The 23013-nt window shown below is 43.4% G+C and carries 21 protein-coding genes; 6 read left to right on the forward strand and 15 right to left on the reverse strand.

What is annotated here, in order from left to right:
* The 4 genes from amrS to A3G19_RS11485 all read right to left on the reverse strand — a co-directional run.
* Positions 1–907, reverse strand: a 907-nt coding sequence (amrS, locus tag A3G19_RS11470) for an AmmeMemoRadiSam system radical SAM enzyme (RefSeq protein WP_294872997.1), incomplete at its 3' end; no start/stop codon positions are given.
* A gap of 2 nt (positions 908–909) precedes the next feature.
* Positions 910–1338, reverse strand: a complete 429-nt coding sequence (locus A3G19_RS11475; protein WP_294872999.1) for an Hsp20/alpha crystallin family protein — start codon at positions 1336–1338, stop codon at positions 910–912.
* A 122-nt stretch (positions 1339–1460) separates the two neighbouring features.
* Positions 1461–3569: a Tex family protein gene (locus A3G19_RS11480; RefSeq protein WP_294873002.1), complete on the reverse strand. Its 2109-nt coding sequence runs from the start codon at positions 3567–3569 to the stop codon at positions 1461–1463.
* Entirely contained in the window at positions 3566–4819 is a 1254-nt protein-coding gene (locus tag A3G19_RS11485) for a DEAD/DEAH box helicase (protein ID WP_294873005.1), read from the reverse strand. The genes A3G19_RS11480 and A3G19_RS11485 overlap by 4 nt, the downstream gene beginning before the upstream one ends.
* 151 nt (positions 4820–4970) lie before the next feature.
* Between A3G19_RS11485 and A3G19_RS11490 the strand changes: the two genes are divergently transcribed.
* The 5 genes from A3G19_RS11490 (at position 4971) to A3G19_RS11510 (ending at position 9693) form a co-directional block, all read left to right on the forward strand.
* Positions 4971–5267, forward strand: coding sequence for a DUF1294 domain-containing protein (locus A3G19_RS11490; RefSeq protein ID WP_015653488.1), 297 nt, complete (start codon positions 4971–4973; stop codon positions 5265–5267).
* Positions 5268–5501: 234 nt separating this feature from the next.
* Complete coding sequence (locus A3G19_RS11495; protein ID WP_015653487.1) at positions 5502–5957, forward strand: (2Fe-2S)-binding protein; 456 nt, start codon at positions 5502–5504, stop codon at positions 5955–5957.
* Between the two features lie 2 nt (positions 5958–5959).
* Entirely contained in the window at positions 5960–8092 is a 2133-nt protein-coding gene (locus tag A3G19_RS11500) for a molybdopterin cofactor-binding domain-containing protein (RefSeq protein ID WP_294873009.1), read from the forward strand.
* Between the two features lie 7 nt (positions 8093–8099).
* On the forward strand, positions 8100–9116 hold the full coding sequence (locus A3G19_RS11505; RefSeq protein ID WP_015653485.1) for an XdhC/CoxI family protein: 1017 nt from the start codon (positions 8100–8102) through the stop codon (positions 9114–9116).
* Positions 9106–9693: a nucleotidyltransferase family protein gene (locus tag A3G19_RS11510; protein WP_294873010.1), complete on the forward strand. Its 588-nt coding sequence runs from the start codon at positions 9106–9108 to the stop codon at positions 9691–9693. The genes A3G19_RS11505 and A3G19_RS11510 overlap by 11 nt, the downstream gene beginning before the upstream one ends.
* Here the strand turns inward: A3G19_RS11510 and A3G19_RS11515 are convergent.
* Complete coding sequence (locus A3G19_RS11515; protein ID WP_294873012.1) at positions 9688–10062, reverse strand: DUF779 domain-containing protein; 375 nt, start codon at positions 10060–10062, stop codon at positions 9688–9690. The genes A3G19_RS11510 and A3G19_RS11515 overlap by 6 nt on opposite strands.
* A gap of 61 nt (positions 10063–10123) precedes the next feature.
* Positions 10124–11620, reverse strand: a complete 1497-nt coding sequence (locus A3G19_RS11520) for an aldehyde dehydrogenase family protein (RefSeq protein ID WP_015653482.1) — start codon at positions 11618–11620, stop codon at positions 10124–10126.
* 203 nt (positions 11621–11823) lie between these two features.
* Between A3G19_RS11520 and A3G19_RS11525 the strand changes: the two genes are divergently transcribed.
* The gene (locus tag A3G19_RS11525; RefSeq protein ID WP_294873013.1) at positions 11824–13824 is read left to right on the forward strand and encodes a methyl-accepting chemotaxis protein; all 2001 of its coding nucleotides are present in this window, start codon (positions 11824–11826) and stop codon (positions 13822–13824) included.
* A gap of 35 nt (positions 13825–13859) precedes the next feature.
* On the opposite strand, the gene A3G19_RS11530 is transcribed toward A3G19_RS11525, so the two are convergent.
* The 9 genes from A3G19_RS11530 to A3G19_RS11570 form a co-directional block, all read right to left on the reverse strand.
* Positions 13860–14519, reverse strand: a complete 660-nt coding sequence (locus A3G19_RS11530) for a response regulator transcription factor (RefSeq protein ID WP_015653480.1) — start codon at positions 14517–14519, stop codon at positions 13860–13862.
* Positions 14516–16420 (reverse strand): FIST N-terminal domain-containing protein, encoded by a 1905-nt coding sequence (locus tag A3G19_RS11535; protein WP_294873015.1) that lies wholly within the window; start codon positions 16418–16420, stop codon positions 14516–14518. The genes A3G19_RS11530 and A3G19_RS11535 overlap by 4 nt, the downstream gene beginning before the upstream one ends.
* A 119-nt stretch (positions 16421–16539) precedes the next feature.
* The gene (locus A3G19_RS11540; protein ID WP_015653478.1) at positions 16540–17964 is read right to left on the reverse strand and encodes a leucyl aminopeptidase; all 1425 of its coding nucleotides are present in this window, start codon (positions 17962–17964) and stop codon (positions 16540–16542) included.
* Positions 17955–19088: a pyrroloquinoline quinone biosynthesis protein PqqE gene (pqqE, locus tag A3G19_RS11545; protein WP_015653477.1), complete on the reverse strand. Its 1134-nt coding sequence runs from the start codon at positions 19086–19088 to the stop codon at positions 17955–17957. Before pqqE ends, A3G19_RS11540 begins: the two co-directional genes overlap by 10 nt.
* Entirely contained in the window at positions 19078–19350 is a 273-nt protein-coding gene (pqqD, locus tag A3G19_RS11550) for a pyrroloquinoline quinone biosynthesis peptide chaperone PqqD (RefSeq protein WP_015653476.1), read from the reverse strand. The genes pqqE and pqqD overlap by 11 nt, the downstream gene beginning before the upstream one ends.
* Positions 19319–20062, reverse strand: coding sequence for a pyrroloquinoline-quinone synthase PqqC (gene pqqC / locus A3G19_RS11555; RefSeq protein WP_015653475.1), 744 nt, complete (start codon positions 20060–20062; stop codon positions 19319–19321). The genes pqqD and pqqC overlap by 32 nt, the downstream gene beginning before the upstream one ends.
* Positions 20063–20091: 29 nt before the next feature.
* Entirely contained in the window at positions 20092–21006 is a 915-nt protein-coding gene (pqqB, locus tag A3G19_RS11560; RefSeq protein ID WP_015653474.1) for a pyrroloquinoline quinone biosynthesis protein PqqB, read from the reverse strand.
* Positions 21007–21108: 102 nt separating this feature from the next.
* Positions 21109–21183, reverse strand: a complete 75-nt coding sequence (gene pqqA, locus A3G19_RS11565; RefSeq protein ID WP_015653473.1) for a pyrroloquinoline quinone precursor peptide PqqA — start codon at positions 21181–21183, stop codon at positions 21109–21111.
* A gap of 16 nt (positions 21184–21199) precedes the next feature.
* Entirely contained in the window at positions 21200–22993 is a 1794-nt protein-coding gene (locus A3G19_RS11570) for a methanol/ethanol family PQQ-dependent dehydrogenase (RefSeq protein ID WP_015653472.1), read from the reverse strand.
* Positions 22994–23013 lie beyond the last annotated feature (20 nt).

Consider the following 23013-nt stretch of genomic DNA (forward strand, 5'->3'; position numbering starts at 1 on the left):
AAGGACAATAGGTCGATTCACGTGCCTCATCATCGATATTACCGACATAAACGTATTTTAATCCAGCCTCTTTACCGATCTCGTAAGCACGGCGAAGGGTTGAGGAAGGGGTACGGGGGGTATCCATCATCTTATACATTGGATGAAATCCGCTGATATGCCATGGCATAGAGGGATCAAGAGAAGCCTGAAACTGAGCGATAGCACGTATCTCTTCATCCGAGTCGTTCAGCCCCGGGATCAGAAGGGTCGTCGTTTCGATCCATATCCCTTTTTTATGGGCATATTCGACCGTATCCAAAACAGGTTTGAGCGATCCGCCGCAGATATCTTTGTAAAACGATTGCGTGTACCCTTTTATATCGATATTCATCCCGTCCAAAAAAGGTGCTATCGTATCGATTGCTTTGTGAGTCTCATACCCGCTGGTCACATAGATATTTTTCAATCCCGCTTCGTGAGCAAGTTTTGCGGTATCGTAAGTATATTCGAAAAAAACAACCGGCTCGTTATAGGTGTAGGCGATGCTTTGGCACTCGTGTTCCAACGCAAAATCGACAGCTGCTTTAGGGGAAAGGGGACGTCCGAAAATTTCGTGACGATGCTCTTTCGGATATTGGGAAATATCGGCATTCTGACAAAATTTGCACGAAAAATTGCACCCCACCGTTCCGAACGAAAAGACGCTTGTCCCCGGTAAAAAATGAAACATCGGTTTTTTTTCGATCGGATCAATATTGACGGCGGCCGCAAGGCCATACGTGAGGAGGTAGAGTTCACCGTTTTCAACTTTACGGATACCGCAGATACCGTACTCACCTTCGGAAAGTTTGCAATGCTGATTGCACGCTTCACATGCGATTCGTCCATCGTCAAGTTTGTGTGAGAGCCACGCGATCGATGACACGGCTATTTCACTTTGATCTGTTTTACCGACTCGCCCTTGGACTCTTTTTTCGGTAAAGTGATCTCTAACACACCGTCTTTATTTTCGGCATGTACATTTTCAGCATCCACATTTGAGGGCAAAGTAAAGCTACGGGTAAAACTCCCAAAACTGCTTTCGCACTGATAATAGTCCTCTTTTTTGACCTCTTTTTTGCTCTTTCTCTCCCCTTTGAGAGTCAAAACACCATTTTCGACTTTCACACTGATGTCCTCTTTTTTGACACCCGGAAGATCGACGTCGATGTGGTAGGCAAACTCCCCTTCTCGCGTGTTGACAGATGGAGTGAAGCTCGAAAACACATCTTTTGTTAAATCGGATGAGAATGCTTCACCTATGCGTTTTTCCAACGAACGCAACTCTTTAAACGGATCAAATCGTGTTAACAACATAACAAATCCTTTACGAGTGATTTTGCAGAGAAGCAACCGCACATTTCAGTCAATCTCTGCTTCTTGTTATTCTAGTTCTGTACACATTAAAAGATACATTAAAAAACAAATTAAATGAAAATCTATCGTAAACTTAATCCCACTTTCCCTTTGGCAATATCCACCTCGACAACACGGATAGAAGTGAGTTGTTGATTGACACTGAGCACTTCGAGCGGATGGGATATTCGCTTTTCCGACATCTGGGAGATATGGATCAATCCGTCGTTTTTGAGTCCGATATCGACGAATGCTCCGAAATCGGCAATGTTGCGCACGACGCCCGAGACGATAGACCCCTCTCGAAGCTCTTTGATGTCGGTGAGATCGGAGCGAAACATAATCGGCGGCAAGCTCTCACGGGGGTCAAATCCCGGTTTACGTAACTCCGCGATAATGTCACTAAGTGTTGCTTCCCCTACTCCCAACTCTTGCGCAATTCGAGGAATTTGATCTTTGGTGATCGATGGGAGATCATGCCGTTTTAAAAGGGTATTCGCCGCCGCATAGCTCTCAGGGTGAACCCCCGTGTTGTCCAATACACTATTACCGTCTCGTATCCGAAAGAACCCCGCACATTGCTCGTAGGCTTTTGCCCCCAGCCCTTTAACTTTGAGAAGCTCCTGCTTGGCTTTGAACGCCCCGCTCTTTTCGCGGTGTTCCACGATTGCGCGAGCAACTTTTGCCCCCACTCCCGCAACGTAGGAGAGGAGTGATACCGAAGCGCTGTTGGGGTCGACGCCGATGCGGTTGACCAAATCTTCGGTGACACTGCCGAGCTTCTTCTCCAGTAGCTTTTGATCGACGTCGTGCTGATATTGCCCCACCCCTAGCGATTTGGGATCGATCTTCACCAATGCCGCCATCGGATCGCGAAGTCGCTGAGCAATCGAGATCGCTCCGCGTATCGTGACATCGAGCTGCGGATACTCCTCTTGGGCGATTTTGGAGGCGGAGTAGACCGATGCCCCCGCTTCGGAGACGACGGTATAAGAGAGGTTGAGTCCCTCATCGCGGTTTAGCCTCGCGAAAAACTCCTGCGTTTCCCGCGACGCCGTTCCGTTACCGATAGCAACGGCATTGATCCCATAGCGCGCTGTAAGTTGTTTCACGACCTTTGCACTCTTCTCATAGTCACTTTGCGGCGGGGTAGGATAGATCACCGCATGATCCAAGTACATACCATTCTCATCCACTACGGCGAGTTTACACCCCGTCCGATAGGCGGGATCAGCTCCCAAAATGGCACGTTTCGTCACCGGTGGTGAACCCAGAAGCTGGGAGAGGTTTTTGCCGAATGTATTGATCGCTTGGATATCCGATTTCTCTTTAATCATCGCGTGCACTTCCCGCTCCAATGAGGGAAAGAGTAGCCGTTTGAAGCCGTCAATATAACTCGCCAACAGCAGACTCTGCGAACTTTTGGCACTGCGTGGAATACGATAATTTTTAATCGTATTCTCCACCCGATCCATATCGAGGGTAATCTTGACGTTCAGCTCTTTTTCGCTCACCCCTCGCATAATCGCGAGATAACGGTGAGAAGGGATGGAAGCTATCTTTTCGCTCTTTCCTGCGAGCTTGGCAAATAGTCCCTCCTCACTCATCCCTTTAGTGGCTTTGATCTCAAACGAGGAATAATCCAGTATCTGACGTCGCCAGTGGTCGCGCTCTCTTGGGTCGTCACTGTAGCGCTCCGCGAGTATGTCCTGCGCACCTTTTATCGCATCCTCACGCGTTGTGACGGAGCCTTTGACAAAACTCTCCGCACGTTTCGACAATTCTCCCAACTCTAACTGCGCACGTTCCAGCAGATCGGCCAATGGCTCCAATCCCGCCGCAATAGCGGCACCGGCACGGGTGTTTTTCTTCTCTTTAAAAGGGCGGTAGATGTCTTCGACCTCTTGGAGCGTTGCAGCGTTGCTCAACCGTGTACGCAAGTCGTTATTCAACTCGGAGCGCTCCGCGATGAGACGGGAAACCTCCTCTTTTCGCTCCAGCAGTTTTTTCGAATAGCCGTAAATGCTCTCAAATTCCCGTAACTGCTCATCGGTAGCACCCCCTGTCATCTCTTTACGGTAACGGGCGATAAAAGGGATCGTGGAGCCCTCTTCGAGGAGTTTCAGGATATTGGTAACGGTTTTGGCAGTGAGTCCCGTTTTTTGGGAGAGCAGATCAATCAAAGGGTTCATTGGTTTCCTGAACCTTTTGCATTTTTGGCGGCGAGTTCTCGGGCTTTGTCTTTTTTACTCTTCCCTTTCCCCTTGATCGGATCGGGTCCTTTGACTTTGGGCGGAGGAGTCCCTACGAGTTCAAACCCCTCGATCTGCTCACGCGGTAGTTTAATGGAGGAGCGTTTTTCGATCAAGGCAAAATGATCCCTCTCGGCGAATCCGATAAACGAAATCGCGAGACCCGATTTGCCCGCACGACCCGTCCGTCCGATACGGTGGATATAATCAGAGGGGGAGCGGGGAAGATCGAAATTAATAACGCAGGTGATATCATCGATATCCAAACCGCGCGCGGCGATATCGGTGGCAAAGAGGATACGAATTTTTTTCGCTTTGAATTGCTCCAACACATAGGTGCGATCGGCTTGGAGGAGATCGCCGTTAAACGAGTCCGCCGAAAAGCCGTATTTGCGAAATTTCGCGGCGATATTGTCGGAGGCTCGTTTGTTCGCCATAAAGACCAACACCTGTTCCCATTTTTCGGTTTCGAGGAGGTGGCGAAGCAACGGCCCCCGATTTTCAGGATTCACCTCGATAACGCGCTGATGGATGCTTTGTACCGTCGGCAGCTCTGCTTCGAGTGTGACATGGATCGGGGTTTGAGTGATTTTGGAGGCAATTGCTTCCATCTTCGGCGGATAGGTCGCGGAGAAGAGGAGGTTTTGACGCTTCGCGGGGATCGATTCTAAAATTAGCTCTAACTCTTCGGCGAATCCGAGGTCGAGCATCTTGTCCGCTTCATCGAGGACAAAAAACTCCAAATGCGACAAATTCATCTGCTTTTTTTTCAAAACGTCGAGAAATCGCCCCGATGTTGCGACAAGAATGTCGCACCCCTGTTGAATCGCGTAGAGCTGATCGCCGATACTCTCACCTCCGATGACACTCACCACTTTCGGTTTTGTCGGAAGATAGTTTCCCATACTCTCGAACGTCTGCGCTACCTGCAGTGTCAATTCCCGTGTCGGAGTGAGAACAAGGGCTTTAATTTTCCCTTTCCCCTCGCCGCGCGTCTGTGACCAAAGCTCTAAGATCGGTAATACGAAACTCGCACTCTTACCGCTTCCCGTCTGTGCACGGGCAAGTACATCTTTGTGCTCTAAGACGAGAGGGATCACTTTTTCCTGAATGGGAGTAGGCTCAGTGTAGCCGTTTTCGCTCACCGCACGCTGAAGGGGAGATGAAAGAGAGAGTTGTGAAAATAGCATAAGGGGTCCTCGTAAATAGTAAAAAGAAGTATATTTTGTATTAGTAGTCAAGCGGGTTAAAAACTCATTCACTCTTGTGCTATACTCGTTTTATGAAATACATTTACAATAAAACCCGTTTTAGTATTACCAAAATAGGTCTTGGTGGACGATGAAGGGATTCGTTTTTCTCTTTCTGGTCTTTAATCTTTTTACGTTTTTAGTCTTCGGATACGACAAATATTTAGCCCGTACCAATCGTCCACGGGTCCGTGAAAAAACACTCCTGAATTTAGCACTGATGGGCGGAAGCGTCGGAGCCGTATTCGGTCAAAAGATCTTTCGCCATAAAACAAAAAAATCCCGCTATCGCTTTTGGATTATTTTAGTCGTCCAATTTGCTCTATTTGAACTGATGTGGTATTACGCTCCGGTGTTGGCTCAAATATTCCGAAGTTTGTGGGCATAGGAAACTCATACAGCATGATTTAAACCCTTTCTTAGCCATTGACACTTTGACTAGCCTACCGACAGATGCTGAAGCCAAAATTTGATCGTAAAAACTATAATTCGATAGCCTTTTATGCTGCCTATCGTAACTCCGCGCACAATTCTTCATTCTAATAAGTTATATAACTATCGCTATTTCACCGCTATTTAGATTCTATATACTTCCCCGCAGATAAGCTTAAAAAGGATAACCATGACCACTAAATTAAAAATTGACGGTGTAACCTATGATGTTACTGTTGATGACGAAACACCTTTATTGTGGGTACTTAGAGACCATTTGAACCTTACCGGAACCAAATATGGATGCGGCGCTGCTCAATGCGGGGCATGTACTGTTTTATTAGACGGAAAAGCGATCCGAAGCTGTGCAACCTTTTTAAAAGAGATCGGCGATAAAGAGATCATGACGATTGCCAATACAACCGATCCTCTTCTGAAGAAAGTACAAGAGGCTTGGGTTGAAGAAGATGTTCCTCAATGCGGTTATTGCCAATCAGGACAAATCATGAATGCGACAGGTTTGCTAAAGGCGAACAGCAATCCTACCGAAGAAGAGATTTTAGCTGAGATGAATGGCAATATCTGTCGATGCGGTACCTATAACCGTATCAAAAACGCTATTAAAAAAATAAATGCAGGAGCTTAATCATGGGACTCTCACGAAGAACTTTTCTTAAAAATACCGCCATTGTCAGTAGCGCTTTTATCGTCGGATTTTATTTACCGGTAAAAGCCCGTGCCGATGAAGCAACCAAAGAGACGTTGCGCCCTAATGCCTTTATTCAAATTGATCCAGACAACACCATTACCTTTTTGATGGGTCAAGCTGAAATGGGTCAGGGAACGTATACAGCTCTTGCAATGTGTATCGCCGATGAGTTGGATGCGGCTTGGGACGCGGTTCAATTCAAAGCAGCCGATATTGACCCTGTCTATAATTCTGTCTTCGGGCCATGGATGCTGACGGCAGGTTCCACTTCCATCAGTACCAAACAGCTCGAAATGCGTAAAGTCGGTGCTGCCGTCAATGAAATGCTCAAAAAAGCGGCTGCAAAAAAATGGAATGCGGCTCTCTCAGATATCAAAACCAAAAACTCCCATGTTATCAATCTAAAAACAGGGGATAAGTTCACCTATGGTGAGTTGGTCGCAGATATTAAAACAATGAGCATTCCGGAGAATCCTGAGCTAAAAGCACTGAAAGATTGTTCACTCATCGGTAAACCTACCCGAAGACACCCGAGCGAAGCATGGGCAAAAGTGACAGGACAAACAGAATTCGGAATCGATGTGAGAATGGACAATCTCAAATATGCAGCCGTTTTGCATCCGGCCGTTTTCGGGGCCACTATCGTGAGTTTTGATCCCTCAGAAGCACTCAAACGCGACGGGATTTTAAAAATTAAACAAATTCCGACAGGTATTGCCGTTATCGCAGAACACTGGTTCCAGGCAAAAGAGGCATTAAATCATATCCATGTTGTATGGGACAAAGGGGAGTTTGCTAATGTCAGCAGCGACGATTTACGAAAAGAATATGATACTCTTTTAAATACGCCGGGTGCTTCTATGCGTCATGATGGCAATACGGCAAAAGCGTTCAAAGAAGCGCATAGCATCATCTCAGCAGATTATGAATTCCCATTTTTGGCCCATGCTCCGATGGAACCGTTAAATTGTACGATTCACCATACAGGGGAGAGTGCAAAAATGTGGACCGGAGGACAAGTACAAACTGTCTATCGAAAAGTTTGTGCAGATATATTGGGTCTTAAGCCTGAGGATGTGGAATATAACAATACCTTTTTGGGTGGAGGATTTGGACGTAGAGCTGCGGCAAACGCTGATTATATCAAAGATGCCGTCTACACCGCAAAAGACGAAGAGTGGCCGATTATGACGCTCTGGACCAGAGAAGATGATATTCGCATGGGGAACTATCGTCCTATGTATAAAAATAAAGCCCGTCTCGCGCTGAACAAATATGGTGATATCACTGCCTTTGAAGCCAAAGTTGTCGGACAGCCGGTTGTCAAAGATACGATACTCGGATTTTTATTTAAAGACGGAGTGGATTGGGCGCAATGGGATGGACTTACCGATCATCCGTATTCGATTATGAATCATGATATGCAGGCCCATTCACCGAGTTCTCCGATTCCCGTATTATGGTGGCGTTCGGTAGGACATACGCAAACGGCTCCTCTCGTGGAAGGTATCGTGGACGAAGCGGCGCATAAAGCCGGAATCGATCCTATCGCCTACCGAATCAGCATGTTGGATGATTTACGATGCATCAAATTATTATTAGACGTCCAAAGAATTTCCGATTGGAAAAATCGTAAAAAAGAGAAAAATGTCGGTTACGGTGTTTCAATCGTCAAATCATTCGGCTCTATTGTGGCACAGGTAGCAAAAGTCAAAGTTACAAAAAATGATTTTAAAGTTGAAAACGTATGGTGCAGTGTCGATTGCGGTTTTGCGCTCAATCCGCTTAATATTGAGAACCAAATGATCAGCGGAATCAATTTCGGACTTGCCGCGACAAAATACAGTGAAATTACGATCAAAAACGGTGAAGCGGAACAAAGCAATTTTTATGATTACCTGGTGACGAGAATTTCCGATGCTCCTGAGATCAAAGTGAGTATCGTCAATTCAGGAGAAAAAATCGGCGGTATAGGCGAGACGGCAGTTCCTCCTATCTTCCCGGCAGTAGCCAATGCGATATTTGATGCGACGGGAAAACGATACCATTCACTGCCAATTAAAATAAGTTAGGCATATCATGTTTGCTCACAAAGATTTTATCAAGTTCCTACAACAATCTAAAAACGATAAAAAAGATATCGTCTGTATCAATGTCTTGGATACGGAAGGTTCCGTTTATCGTAAAAGCGGTGCGACTATGATGGTAAATTCCGACGGCGAATTCATCGGTGTCGTCAGCGGAGGCTGTTTTGAAGAGGACATAGTCCATTGTGCCAAAGAAATCCTCTCAAAACACGAAGGCAAGTATGTCGTCCATGACTTGCGAATGAAAGATGAGACATTGGACAGTTGGGGTAAAGGGGTTGGATGCAACGGGCTGATCAAACTATGGATGGAGCCGTTTTATTACACTCAAAACTACGGTGCGATCGGTATCGCACTGGAGTATGCTTTAAACAGAACCAAGAAAACCCTGATCCGTTCCACAGAGCAAAAGGGTTTTTACGGGTTTTCATCCGAAGAGCGCACAGAAGAGATCTTTTATGATGAAGAATCGCACCTCCGACTCATTTATCAAAAAATTAATTCCCCTTATCGATTATTGATTTTGGGAGCAGGACCGGGAAGTGAACCGTTACTCTCCATGGCAAATACGCTTGGGTGGCAAACCTCTATCTGTGATACAAGAACGTCAAATCTTACCCATGTACATTCCGCCGATGAAACACACTTGTTAAATAACTGCGAAGAGGTAGATGAGATTTTAGAACGAGATTTCGATGCGGCTGTCGTTATGAGTCATAATTTTAACAGCGATGCCGTCTATTTAAAAGCATTGCTTGATTCAGAGGTCTCCTATATCGGTATTATGGGACCGCAGAAGAGAACGAAAAATATTATTGATTCTTTCAGTCAATTTGGCGAGAGTGTTTTTATGGATCCGAGATTGCATAATCCCATCGGATTGGATTTAGGCGGAGAGTCACCTGAATCCATCGCCTTATCTATCTGTGCTGAAATTGAAGCACATCGAAACCGATCTACTCCGATGTCACTGAGAGAGAAAAAAAGGGTAGCAATCCATGCTAACTAACCATCATCTTGAGATTCTTGTTATGGCGGCAGGAACGTCAAGTCGCCTAGGAGAGCCCAAACAGCTATTAGAACTGAACGAGCATACACTTTTGTGGCATGCTGCGGTTCTGGCATTGGAATTTACACCCAATGTCACTGTTGTATTAGGACATAAACATGAACAATGCAGTGACTCTATCAACAATCTCCCTGTAAAAACAGTCGTTAATACACGTTATGAAGAGGGGCTTGGAAGTTCTATTGCCTGTGGTGTTTCGACATTGGAGGAGTGCGATTGCGTTTTGATCATGCTCTGTGACCAGCCCTTAATCCCGCGAATACATTATAAAAAATTGATAGAAACGTCTAAAGAATTTCCGGATTTGATCATAGCATCACACTACGATAAAAGATCAGGCGTACCCGCCGTCTTTCCAAAACACTATTTTCCCGCACTTCGAGAATTAAAAGGAGATAAGGGAGCTAAAAGCTTACTGGAAACAAATATCTATCAATATATTCCTCTGAGTAACAATGAATCAAAAGATGTTGATACCCAAGAGGATTGGGAGAGAATACGATCTGATTTTTCATAGTCTCCCCTCGATGATCGCATACTCTTCATCGGTAAAGATTCTCGACTTCGTGATAAACTGATACCCCAAATCGATCTCTAATGAAAACGAGTTTCCAAAAGCACTTTTTTCCTCTTTGACATCGATAGTAATCTGAGAATGTCTAAAATATTCAAATTGGTCTTTGTCGATAAAAAATTCGCATCCGCATATCTCACCGAGTTTTACATTTCTGCTGGGGACATAAAAATCACCTTTCTTGTAGCACATCGGAGCTGTTCCGTCACAGCAACCGCCGCTTTGGTTAAAAACCAATTCACCATTCTCTTGTTTTAATTTTTCAATGACTTCTGCGGCTTCGGGTGTAACGGATAATCGTTCTATGTTCATTTTATACCCTCTGTGCAGGATCAAAACAATTTTGATCCCGCTCGAATTTTTCTGCTATCGATTAAAAAAATCCCATAGCGCTTTTGTTGTACGACGTTAAGATATTTTTCGTGTGTCGGTACGAGTTCAACATCATCATGTGCGTCTCTCTGCCGAGGCCCGATTTTTTGTATCCGCCGAATGATGCGTGTGATGGGTACATATGGTAGCAGTTCACCCAAACACGGCCGGCTTCGATTCCTCGGCTGATTTTATGCAATTGATGCGCATCGCGTGACCATACCCCTGAACCCAATCCATAGATGGTATCATTAGCAATGGCTAATGCTTCTGCTTCGTCTTTAAAGGTGGTGACGGCAAGTACAGGCCCGAAAATCTCTTCTTGGAAGATTCTCATTTTATTGTGCCCTTTGAATACGGTCGGTTGGATATAAAATCCGTTCGGATACGTTGCAGACTCATACACCTCTCCACCGATGAGACACTCAGCCCCTTCTTCTTTACCGATTTTGATGTATTCGAGGATCTTCTCTTTTTGGTTGAGTGAGCATTGAGCCCCCATCATGTTGGCGACATCCAAAGGATTTCCTAATTTGATCGCTTCCATTCGCTCTAAAACACGCTTCATAAACGGCTCGTAGATCGATTCTTGGATCAATGCGCGTGAAGGACACGTACACACTTCACCGGAGTTAAACGCGAATAGAATCAACCCTTCAATCGCTTTGTCAAAGAACTCATCATCGGCAGCCATAATTGATTCGAAGAAAATATTCGGAGATTTACCGCCCAATTCCAACGTTGTAGGGATGATATTCTCGGTTGCATACTGCATGATCAGCTGACCTGTAGTCGTTTCACCGGTAAACCCGACTTTTTTAACATCCGGATGCGTTGATAGATATTTACCGATTTTTCCGCCGGCACCGTTGATAATATTGACGACCCCTTTTGGAAGGACATCTTGGATCGCTTCCATCAACAATAGAATGGACATAGGGGTAGCGGAAGCCGGTTTCATAACGATACAGTTACCTGCCGCCAATGCCGGAGCCAATTTCCATGCCGCCATCAATAACGGAAAGTTCCAAGGAATGATTTGTGCGACAACACCGTACGGCTCATAAATCTCTTGAGAAATCGTCGTTTCGTCGATATCAGCCACCGTACCCGACTCGGCTCGGATCACAGACGCGAAATATCGGAAGTGATCCACAACCAAAGGGATATCCGCGAACAAAGTTTCTCGAATCGTTTTACCGTTATCCAAAGTCTCTGCAATCGCTAACGCTTCCAAATTGGCTTCGATTGCATCGGCAACTTTATTGAGCATAATACTTCGCTCTACGACGGAAGTATGTTTGTACGACTGAAATGCTTTATTTGCGGCTTGAATTGCCAGTTCGACATCGGCTTCATTTGATCTTGGAATTTTTGTTAAAACTTCACCGTCAACGGGAGAGATATTATCAAAATACTCGCCACTTTGTGGAGCTACCCACTCTCCAGCAATAAAGTTCTCATATTGAGATTTGTAAGTCGGTTTTACGTATGCCACTTTTTTTCCTTTGATTCAATTTTGTGAAGAAACTTGGCGGAAGTCTTAACCCGCAGTTTTTTCTCTGAGCATACTTTATACTACTTCTATAGCTTGAAAATAGCAAAGGGTTTTAGCTATTTTGATGCTATTTTGATTTTATATACTTCACTTAGGTATAAGTATGAATAAATGGTTATATTAGTCGATTCTAAAGGAATAGTATGTTCGGTCTTTTTAACTCTAAGGATACGCGTAAAGATGTGACAGCTCGAGGTGAGAAGGGGATGATTTCGATCACCTTGCGAGAAAACGATATTAAGAACGGAAAACTTGATCGTCTTGAAATTACACCGAAAGTGGTTATCGGTTTCGTCTCTTCGGCACTTAATTTTTCCACGATATCTTCTCTATTAAAACAAACACTTCCACCCGATACGACCTTGATTCTCTCAACAACAGCCGGAGAACTGTGCAGTTTTGACAAATCCGATCCTATCACCAATCTCTACTCCCAATCGAATGTAGGAACGGGTGATAATATTGTATTAATGTTGTTTGCCAAAGAGATGATTAGCGATGTTTATGTCGCTTCTGTTCCACTAAAAAGCGAAGATATCGGGTCAAGTTCCAAAAATGCCGCGACCCGAGTTTCAGCTATTTCCAACGAGCTTCGACAAATTCACGTACCCTTTAAAATGAACCATGAAGATACGCTTGGCTACACACTGATTGATGGCCTTTCTGCCAGTGAAAGTTTCTTGATGGAAGCCGTTTATAATGTTGGTAAATTCCCTTGTCTGCTCGTCGGCGGAAGTTCGGGCGGAAAACTTGACTTTGAAAACACCTATATTTTTGACGGTACACGTGTATTAAGACACCATGCCGTCATCACATTTATTAAATTCACACCGGGCTATCGATTTGGGATTTTCAAAAGTCAAAACTTCAAAAAATCGGCCGTAAAGTTTACGGTATTAGCCGCTGATCCGATTAAACGGATTGTTTCTGCTTTTATAGATACCAAAACCAATGCGCAAATCAATGTCATCGAAGCATTATCCACTCATTTCGGTTGCTCTCCACAACAGCTTGATGTGAAACTGGCAAATTATACTTTCGGGATAGAAATAGACGGTGAAATTTATGTTCGATCGATTGCTTCAATTGATAGAACTGCCGGTGTCATCCATTTTTACTGCGATATCGAAGCGGGTGAAGAACTGATACTGTTGGAAAAAACAGACTTCGTTCGAACCACTTCAGAACATTATTCGGAATTCAGCTATAAAAAGCCCAAAGCTATAGGGGCCATTTTCAACGACTGTATTTTACGTCGCTTATTTAATACAAATGAACTCAATAGCCTTCGTTCATTTCAAGACATTCCGGTAGCAGGCTTTTCGACATTCGGTGAACTTCTAGGTGTTAATATTAATCAAACACTAACCGCGATCTTTTTCTACCGGATCGGCAATGAACCTTTCCATGATGAATATATCGATAGTTTTGTTCAAAAATATGCCGGATTTAAAAGCTATTTTCTCCTACGAAAAATTAATCGTCAGAATATGATCGATAACATCAACAAGGCTATGTTGAGTCAGATGAAAGAGAGCATGCCTGTTATTGAAACCATTGGAGATACCATCAATCATGCTGTTGATTCGATTGATACTATTGGAAAACAACTCTCAACGGTACAAGATCAATTTTCAGTTTTTTCCATTCATATGGAAAAAAGCAGTGTAGATAATGCAAATCTCTCTTCGGATGTAGAAAATCTTACGAATAATGTTCGTGAAATACGTGCGGTTCTCAGTGTTATATCCGATATAGCAGACCAAACAAACCTTCTTGCTCTGAATGCCGCGATTGAAGCTGCCCGTGCAGGAGAACACGGCCGTGGATTTGCAGTGGTTGCAGATGAAGTACGTAAACTGGCCGAACGAACTCAAAAGAGTCTCTCCGAAACCAACATATCCGTTAACACGATTATTCAGGCTGTTGAAGGAATTAGTGAAACGATGAAAAATGTGAGCACAGGGCTTACGACTATGTCATCAAAAAGTTTAGTACTCTCTAACGAAATGGAAGTTCTCTCAGATAAAAGCCTAAGTATTTCCGACGAACTTCGATCTCAGTCACTTTTAACGCAACAACTCAATAATGAGCTCAATAAGCTTCAAGTGTATGAAAAAACATTAGACATCTTAAATGGATGAATGGATACCCGCCTGCGCGGGATTATTCACCTTAATCATTTAGGTCGTTCAACCATATAGCCTATTGATCGAATATTGATAATCATATCTTCTTTCAAAACATTTTTGATTCGGTTTAACTCTGCCCTTATTGTGGCATTATCGATCATATCATCATTCCAAACATAGTCTCTAAACATGTCATACGTCACGATTCTGCTTCTATGCTGAGACAAAAGCTCTATGATTTGAAGTTGTCTTTTCGGCAGAATCTGGGGTTCGTTGTTAAACAGCAGCGTCATCGTTTCACTGTCAAAACTATACGATTTAGAGAGCCTTTTATGCGCTTGCGGAACTTGTCTGGATTGTAATATTTTATCGATTCTAAGACTTAATTCTTTCAGATGAAACGGTTTTTTCAAATAATCATAACAACCTAAATTAAAAGCTCTTGATATATCTTCAATATCGATTAGCGCTGAGATAAAAATCGTAGGAATCTGTATTTTCTCATTATGGGTAGTCTCTAAAAGAGTTAACCCATCCATACCGGGGACATTGATATCCAGAAGCAGCAAATCAAAATTACTGTTATGAATCTTCTCCAATCCTTGTGTCCCGTCTTTAACCAACTCCACAACATGCCCTGTGGCCTGTATGTATTTCGATATGGCTTCGCCCAGCATAATATCGTCTTCGACTAATAAAATCTTCAAAGGTATGCCTCCTTAAATTCATAGGTAAATGAAGTCTCTTCTTGCGTGGAATGCAATTCAAAAGCGACATTCTCATTATTACAAATCTCTTTTACGAGATTTAGCCCCAATCCAAATCCTTCTTGCTGAGAACTTTCTCGGTAAAATTGCTCGAATATCTTATGAGGATTTGCTATCTCCGAAGATTTGCTTTTAAACGTAACTTTACACGTACTTTGATCATGTTCAATCACAACGTAAATTGGCTCATTCTCTTTCGTATATTTGATGGCATTGGTCAGATTGTTATCGATGATCCGTTGCAGCTGAGATTCATTAAAATAAATGATGAACTCTTTTTCAGGACTCGTAAAAACAAAACTGACATTCGATTTTTTGGCCACAATATTAAAAAACTCAATCCGGCTTCTTACATAATCCACTAAATCAATCGTATGCTTCGTATATTCGATCGTCTTGTTAATGAGCAAATACGACAAATCATCGTATATGGTACAGACATTTTTCATCGCCGCTTCGATGTTACACAGGTATGGATTTTTACCGTATTCCGCTTCGTAAAGTTCAACATTGCACATGATAATACTCAGCGGAGTATTGGTTTCATGTACTGCGTATTTGATAAACAGATCTTGAGATTTTAATAAACTCTGAGAATAGAGCTGTTCCTCTTCCAACTTCTTTTTCTGCTGTTCATAGTCGTCCGCTGATTGTGATATGAGATGAGCCAATGCACCGACGGTTATGGCATAGTCGTCATTTTCCAAAGGGATCGTTTTTGGCTTATTTTCAAGGGCAGAGCACTCTATGCAATCGGATTCGCATAAGCCGACGACAGTGAAGGTTTGGTTGAGCAGTTCATTGTGCCCTTCATGATGATAAAACTCGGCATAGCTGAAGAATCCTACTGTCGGTGCGTTCTTAACAAAAGGCTCCATTTCTATATTAATCAGACTGGGCATATACCTTCTGCGCGCCATACACGAATAGACAAAATAGGTTTGCATATTTTTACAGGGTGCCTGATACGTGTTGTCAAACGATTGCTGGATAATCAGTTCTGCGTTTCCGAATCCCAGCCGTACCTTATCTCCGACATTGAGATTCCCGGCAAAACTCATACTGCCGTCATTATGCTTGGCAATAACGGCGCGTGCGACTTTCAAACCGTTTTTATCCACAATCAATGGAAATTCAATCCCTGTTTTCGGGAGCGCCTTTGCGACCTCTTCCCCTAAATATTTTTTGTAAAAATCGACGGCCGGCATACCGGAAATCTTATACACCCGATTTTCTCTGATTTCATCAATCGTATGCTCAATTCCGATGGGAGACCAGTCAAATTTATAATTGTTGTAGACACTTAGCTTATCCGAATGCAAAGCAACACCGACAGCACCTTGTGCAAGAACCGTTTCGTTTTCACAAATATAGGTCTGAACAAATTGACCATTGTCTCCAGCCATTCCCCCGCAGACCATGACGGTATCGTTAACGGATTCAATCCCTTTTAAAAACACTTCACCGTTGCTGGTAGTACCGTCGGTAAAGAGGATCAGCAGTTTTGTGTTGGGTTTAATAAGCTTTTTTGCAAGATCGACTCCGTTTTGAAAACAATCTTTTCCATTCACCGATGCGCTGGTAATTTCTGTTTTGCTAAAGGTAGAGACTGCGATGATCGTTGAATGGGTTAAAATATCGCTATTGTTGATTTCCCCGTCCGTGGTCGTACCGATAACGACACTGAAAGGAAGTCTTTTTTTAATTTGTGCCGAGGCTTCTTGGAGTATCTCTTTTCCATCACCGCAAAAGATTTGAACTAAAATATTCTGTTCATTTTTTATCTCATCCAACCACTGTTGCTGCGATAAATCCGTATACTCAAATGTGTAGGTTTTCATGGCCTTTATTCTATCAAAAATATTAATAAAATAGAGACATTTTCGATGAATTTAATATAATCTATTCATATAATTTGCCTAAATTAAGCTATTTGAACTGTTTATAGCTTTGAGTGGAATTATTGAGTAATATTTTTCAAAAATTGCAAGATTAATCGAACACCTGCGCCGCTGGCACCATAGGGATTATACCCCCATATTTTGTGGGCATACGATGCTCCTGCCATATCGAAATGGAGCCATTTTTTCTTGTTCTCATCTTTGATAAACCGGTCTAAAAAGAGACTCGCTGTTATCGCACCGCCGTTTCGTGAAGAAGCGGTGTTAACCATGTCGGCAATCTCACTGTCGAGATCATTCTCAAAATATCGGTTGTAAGGCAAAAATCCGACTAACTCGCCGCTTTGCACTGCTGCCGTATTGATTTTATGCTTTAAGATCTCATTGTGTCCCATTACCGCTGTAGTATGACTCCCTAACGCGATAATAGAGGCTCCCGTAAGGGTAGCAAAATCAAAAATATAATCAAAATTTTCGATCTCGTCCTGAGCATAACAGAGACAGTCTGCTAAAACCAATCGACCTTCGGCATCCGTATTTTTCACTTCAATACTCATACCGTTTTTAGCCCGCAGCACGTCATCGGGTTTATAGGCGTTGCCTCCTATCATGTTCTCTACTGCACCGATAATCCCATGCACTTCACACTCAATATCCAGTGCTCTCAACGCGCTCATCACCCCTAATACAGCGCTCCCGCCCGCTTTGTCGCACTTCATGGAGACCATAGAATCGGCCGATTTGAGACTCAATCCCCCACAATCATACGTCAGCCCTTTACCCAATAGGACAATTTTAGCCTTTGGATTTTTAGGGCGGTAGGTGAGGTGAATGAGTTGTGACTCATGTACGGATGCCCTTCCGACACTCAGCATCGCATTCATCCCCATTTCATGCATTTCATGTTCACCCAGGATTTTGCATTCCAAACCGTCTCTTTTAGCAAAATATTTTGCGTCCAGTGCCATGATATGCGGGTAATAGTCCTGCGGCGGCGTATTAACGATATCTCTGACAAAATTAACATTGCGGCATATAATTTCAACCTCATGCAGCAGTTCTTCGAGGTGATTTTTGCTGTACATACTGCCGCTGTAGGCAATAAAGATCTTTCTCTCTTGATGCTTTTTTGACTCATGTTTGTATTGGGTGTAGTAATAATCACCCAAAATAAGCCCTTCAGCCAATGCTTTCACATCCAGTTTATCCTGATAGTGTTCTAATGCTATAAAGAGTGTTTTGAAACTGCTTTTTTGTATGGATTGAATCGCTTTTGCCGCACTGATTTTGAGATCTTCTGCGCGGAGCGAACGGCTTGCCACATACAAAATACTCTGATGAATATCCAAATAAGTCGTCCCCTCTTTGAGGCTGAATCCTGCTTTGGAGAGCATTTTGGTCTGGTCCGATTTTGCGGATAGCGTTGTTATAAACGATAGGGTTAAACTCTCTTTGGGCTGCTTGTTGGTGAGTACTATTTGCATGATGAATCCAATCTGTTTGCAATGATGTTCATCGAATTGATTTTGTTTCGGTACAGCGGTTGCTTATCTGAGTTGATGCTCTCCTCTACTTTGGTTGTTACAACATGATGAAAACCGGATTTGTCACAGACGGGATCCGCTTCATGCATATCTTTGGTCAATGCATAGGCTTGACATCGACATCCGCCGAAATCTTTCTCTTTTTCATCACACGTTCTGCATGGCTCCCTCATCCATGAGTCCCCTCGGAAATAGTTAAACGCTTCCGAATCGTTCCATATCGCTTCAACCGAATACTCTTTAACATTGGGAAAGGTGAGCGGAAGGGTATTCGCCGTGTTGCACGGAAGTGCCACTCCGCTTGGATTAATGGTCAAAAAAGTCGAACCCCATCCGTTCATACACGCTTTCGGGCGTGTGGCAAAATAATCCGGTACCACAAAAAAGACTTTCATATCTTTTCGATTTTCTCGGTAGTGATTCGTGATCGCTTTGGCCTCAGCCAGCTGCTCTTTAGTCGGAAGGAGTGCATTGATATTTTCAAGCGCCCAGCCGTAATACTGGATGTTGGCAATTTCAAGGTAGTTTGCCCCCAGACGCTCCGCCATTTCAATGATATCACCGATCTGATGGATATTTTGGCGTGTAATACACGTGTTGACAATCAACTGAAGTCCATTATCTTTACACGCTTTGGCAAAAGCCATTTTGTCTTTAAAAGCGTTTTGATTGTTCGTTATCAGTGTGGTTGTATGCTCATCGGATGATTGAATACCCAACTGCACCGTCTTAAGCCCTGCTTCTTTGAGTTTAGAAACAATACTGATATCGGCTCCGACCCCAGAGGTAATCAGATTGGTATAAAACTTTAACTCATTGGCTTTTTTGACAATTTCGAGAAGATCTTTGTTCAGCAGAGGTTCACCGCCTGAGATACCCAGCTGAACGGCTCCCATAGCCCGTGCCTCTTCCATGACTCGAAACCAGTCCTCTTTGCTCATAGAGTCTTTCGTATTGGCAAAATCAAGCTGATTGTAGCAGTAGGTACACTCCAAAGGGCATTTATGTGTCAGCTCCAGCAATATCCATAAAGGGGGGCTAACGGTTTTATTATTAGGCTTCATGATAAATTACCCAATTGCGAGACATCGCTTCATCAAGAAATTCCATAACATCGGATTCAATCGCTTGATTCGAAAATTTCTCTACCAATGTTGTGATGATAGAGTCACACGAGTTCGCACCGTCACATAAACTCATAATCTCCCCTGCTGAGAAGCTGAGTTGCACCATCCCCTCAGGATAGAGCAAAACATAACAGCTTTGTTTCTCTTCATATTGGAGTTGAAAGTGACTATTCACTGCAAGAAATTTTTCGCGTTGCATGACAATCCTTAATATTAAAATACGGCGGTCGTTTAAGCTCATACGCAAGATAGAGGGCATCTACCATCGTCCACAAAATATCCAATTTGAACTGCAAGATTGAGAACGCTTTTTCTTGAAGCTCTGCGGTATTGAACTCCTCCAGCGTCAGTGCCAATCCGTGCTGTACGTCACGTCTTGCTTCCGTAAGTCGTTTTTGAAAATAACGTAACCCGTTTTGATCGATCCATGGATAGTTTTTAGGCCATGTATCAAGGCGCTGCTGATGTATTTCAGGTGCAAACATCTCGGTTAATGAAGACATCGCCGCCTCTTTCCAGGGTGCATGTTTCGCAAAGTTGACGTACGCATCGACGGCAAATCTGACCGAGGGCAACACATATTTATGACTGATAAGATCTTCTTTATTCAGCCCTACCGCCGTACCCAAATCGAGCCATGCTTCGATTCCGCCGCCGACACTGTCATGATCATTAATTCTGTCAATCCATTTTCGTCTATCTTCGATAGGAGGGTTGTTGGACATAATCGCCGCATCTTTGATCGGTATCATTGTTTGATAATAAAATCGGTTGGCTACCCATCCTTGAATCTCTTCTTTCGTACATTTACCTTCATACATGCGGATATGAAAAGGGTGATAAATATGGTACATACTCCCCATTGCTCTTAATGCTTCTTCGAATTCTTTTTTACTGAGGGGCGTTTTCATTTTTGTCCTTTAATTTAGTTTTTTGGGTCTTAAATCTCGATATGCATACCATCATATGAGATTTCTATATTGTGGCGTGTAAGCTCTTGATACTCTTCGGTGGTATCATCCAAAATCGGATTGGTATTATTAATATGAATTAATATCTTTCTCGGTTTTTCGAGCGTATCTAATGTTTCAATTAGCCCCCCTGCCCCGCTGAGCGGTACATGCCCCATATCGGTTCCCAGTTTCGTGGAGAAGCCATTTTTGATCATTTCATCATCCGTCCAAAGCGTCCCGTCTATCAAAAGAATATCCGCTATGCGCATCTCATCGATAATTGCTTGTTGCAATACGCCAAGCCCCGGAAGATAAAAGAGCCGCTTTCCGCTTTGCTTATTAATAACCACCATCCCGATATTATCGCCGGCTCTGGGTTTGTCACGATATATTGAATACGGAGGTGCGTTTGAAATCAAAGGAACCGCTCTGAAGGTGTAACTCGGCATAACCGGAATCTCAAAGCTAGTCCCATCGGTTGCTACCTCATGATAATGAGTTCCTCCCCCATCCCAATGGGTCAGCATTTTGAAAAGAGGAAAAGAGGTATTTAACTCTTCGTGTACCTCTTTGGTACAGTAGACTTCGTGAGGGCACCCTTCTCTAAGCATTAAAAGCCCTGTTGTGTGATCAATCTGAGCATCAATAAAAACGATTGCTTTGATCTTTGTTTCTCGTCTGAGCGTTGGGTGCAAAAAGGGGGAATTATGAATTTGTTCTAAAATGTCCGGTGAAGTGTTAAAAAGTACCCAGTTCTCACCGTCTTCACTGATCGTGATCGAGGATTGAGTGCGGCGTTTGATAGATGTTTTGCCTGCTCTGTACCCCTTACAATTGTCACAATTGCAGTTAAACTGAGGAAGACCGCCGCCGGCACTGGAACCTAATACCTCTATTTTCACCTTCTATCCTTTTCTATTATTAACTAAACTTATATACTATAGCCTCAATTAATAACAGAAACGGGCAAAATGATTTGCCCGCTCTTATCATTGTTGCTACGATTATTCGTGGCAGATGTACATAGTTACTTCAAATCCGAATCGGTTATCCGTAAATGACGGTTTTTCCCATTTCATAGCAGCCTCCTTTTTTTTATTTGTGTAGTTTAAATACGTGAACCATTCCACCTTGTGAAATGTGTTTAATGGATTTAGCAACATCTCCGCCCCATAAAGGTACAGCTCCGCCCCAACCTGATACTACAGAGACATATTGCTCACCGTCTTGTTCCCAAGTGATCGGTGATCCAACGATTCCTGAACCCACTTGGAACGAATACAATACTTTTCCGGTTGCGTCATCTAACCCGAGAAGTTCACCTTCCGGTGTTCCTGTAAATACGATTCCGCCGGCTGTTGCAAGTACTCCACCCCATAATGGAGCTTTATTCTCGTATTTCCATTTGATTTTACCGGTTTTAGGATCGATTGCTTTAAGCGCACCGATGTGGTCTTGATATACAGGTTTGATGGTAAAACCAGCACCCATGTATGCAGCACCTTTTTTATACGTTACCGGTTGATTCCAGATGTCCATACCCCACTCATTTGCCGGGACGTAGAAGAAACCTGTATTTTGTGAATACGCCATTGGATTCCAGTTTTTACCGCCTAAGAATGATGGAACGGTAAATACGGTCTTCCCTTTTTCGCCATTGACCGGTACACCGGGACGATTTTCTTCGATAACAACAGGTTTCCCGTCTTTACCAATCTCTTTTGCCCATGAAATTTTGTCAACAAACGGCGAAGCGCTGATGAATTTACCGTTTTCACGATTTAAGACATAGAAGAAACCGTTTTTATCGGCAGTTGCACCGGCTTTTACCGTTTTGCCTGAAGCATCTTTATAGTCAAACAAGACAAGCTCTGACATACCGTCAAAATCCCATCCATCGTTAGGCGTGGTTTGGTAATGCCATACAATTTCACCGGTACTAGGATTAATCGCAATTCTGCAAGCAGAATATAAATTGTCTCCAGATCTCTCATGAGAGTTCCATGGAGAAGGGTTCCCCGTCGGTACATAGATAAGATCAGTTTCAGGATCATACGTTACACCGTTCCACGGAGCCGCTCCGCCGTGTTGCCACTGATCGCCTTCCCATGTTGCGTTTAAGGTTCCGCTGATACCATTTTCTTTACCGTTAAGGTATCCCATGTGTCCCTCAACCGTTGGTCTGCTCCACACAATCTCTCCGGTTTTTGGATCACGGGCTTCAACTCTGCCGACAATACCGAATTCCCCACCCGATACACCGGTTATAAGAAGACCTTTAACAATCAAAGGTGCTGCTGTAAATGAATAACCGTCTTTATACTCTGCAATGGTTTTCTTCCATACAACTTTACCGGTAGCGCGATCAAGTGCTACAAGTTTAGCATCCAACGTTCCAAAGATTACGAGGTTGTCAATAAGAGCTGCCCCTCTGTTGATAACGTCACAGCACGGTAAGATCGCATCCGGAAGTTTTGCTTCATAAGCCCAGATTTCTCGTCCGGTTGCAATATCCAGAGCGTATAAACGTGAATACGATCCTGTTACATACATAACACCGTCTTTAACCAACGGTTGTGACTCTTGCCCACGCATTTTTTCACCGCCGAAGCTGAAATTCCATACCGGAACAAGATCTTTGATGCTCTTTTTATTGATTTGTTTCAATGTCGAGTAACGTTGCCCTTTTTGCCCTAAACCGTACGTAACAACATCACCTACAGTTTTATCATCATTGAGGATATCATTATATGTTACGGGATTAAATGAAGCTTTCACTCCACCTTTTTTTGCATTGTTAGTTAGACCTGTGCCCTGAGCAGCACAACCAATAAGAAAGGCAGCAAGTGTTACTGCAATCTTAGTAGTTAGCATTTTACTCTTTGTCATTCTCTACTCCTTCAATTTTA

This window comes from Sulfuricurvum sp. RIFCSPLOWO2_12_FULL_43_24 (genome assembly GCF_001829605.1).
GTDB lineage: Bacteria > Campylobacterota > Campylobacteria > Campylobacterales > Sulfurimonadaceae > Sulfuricurvum.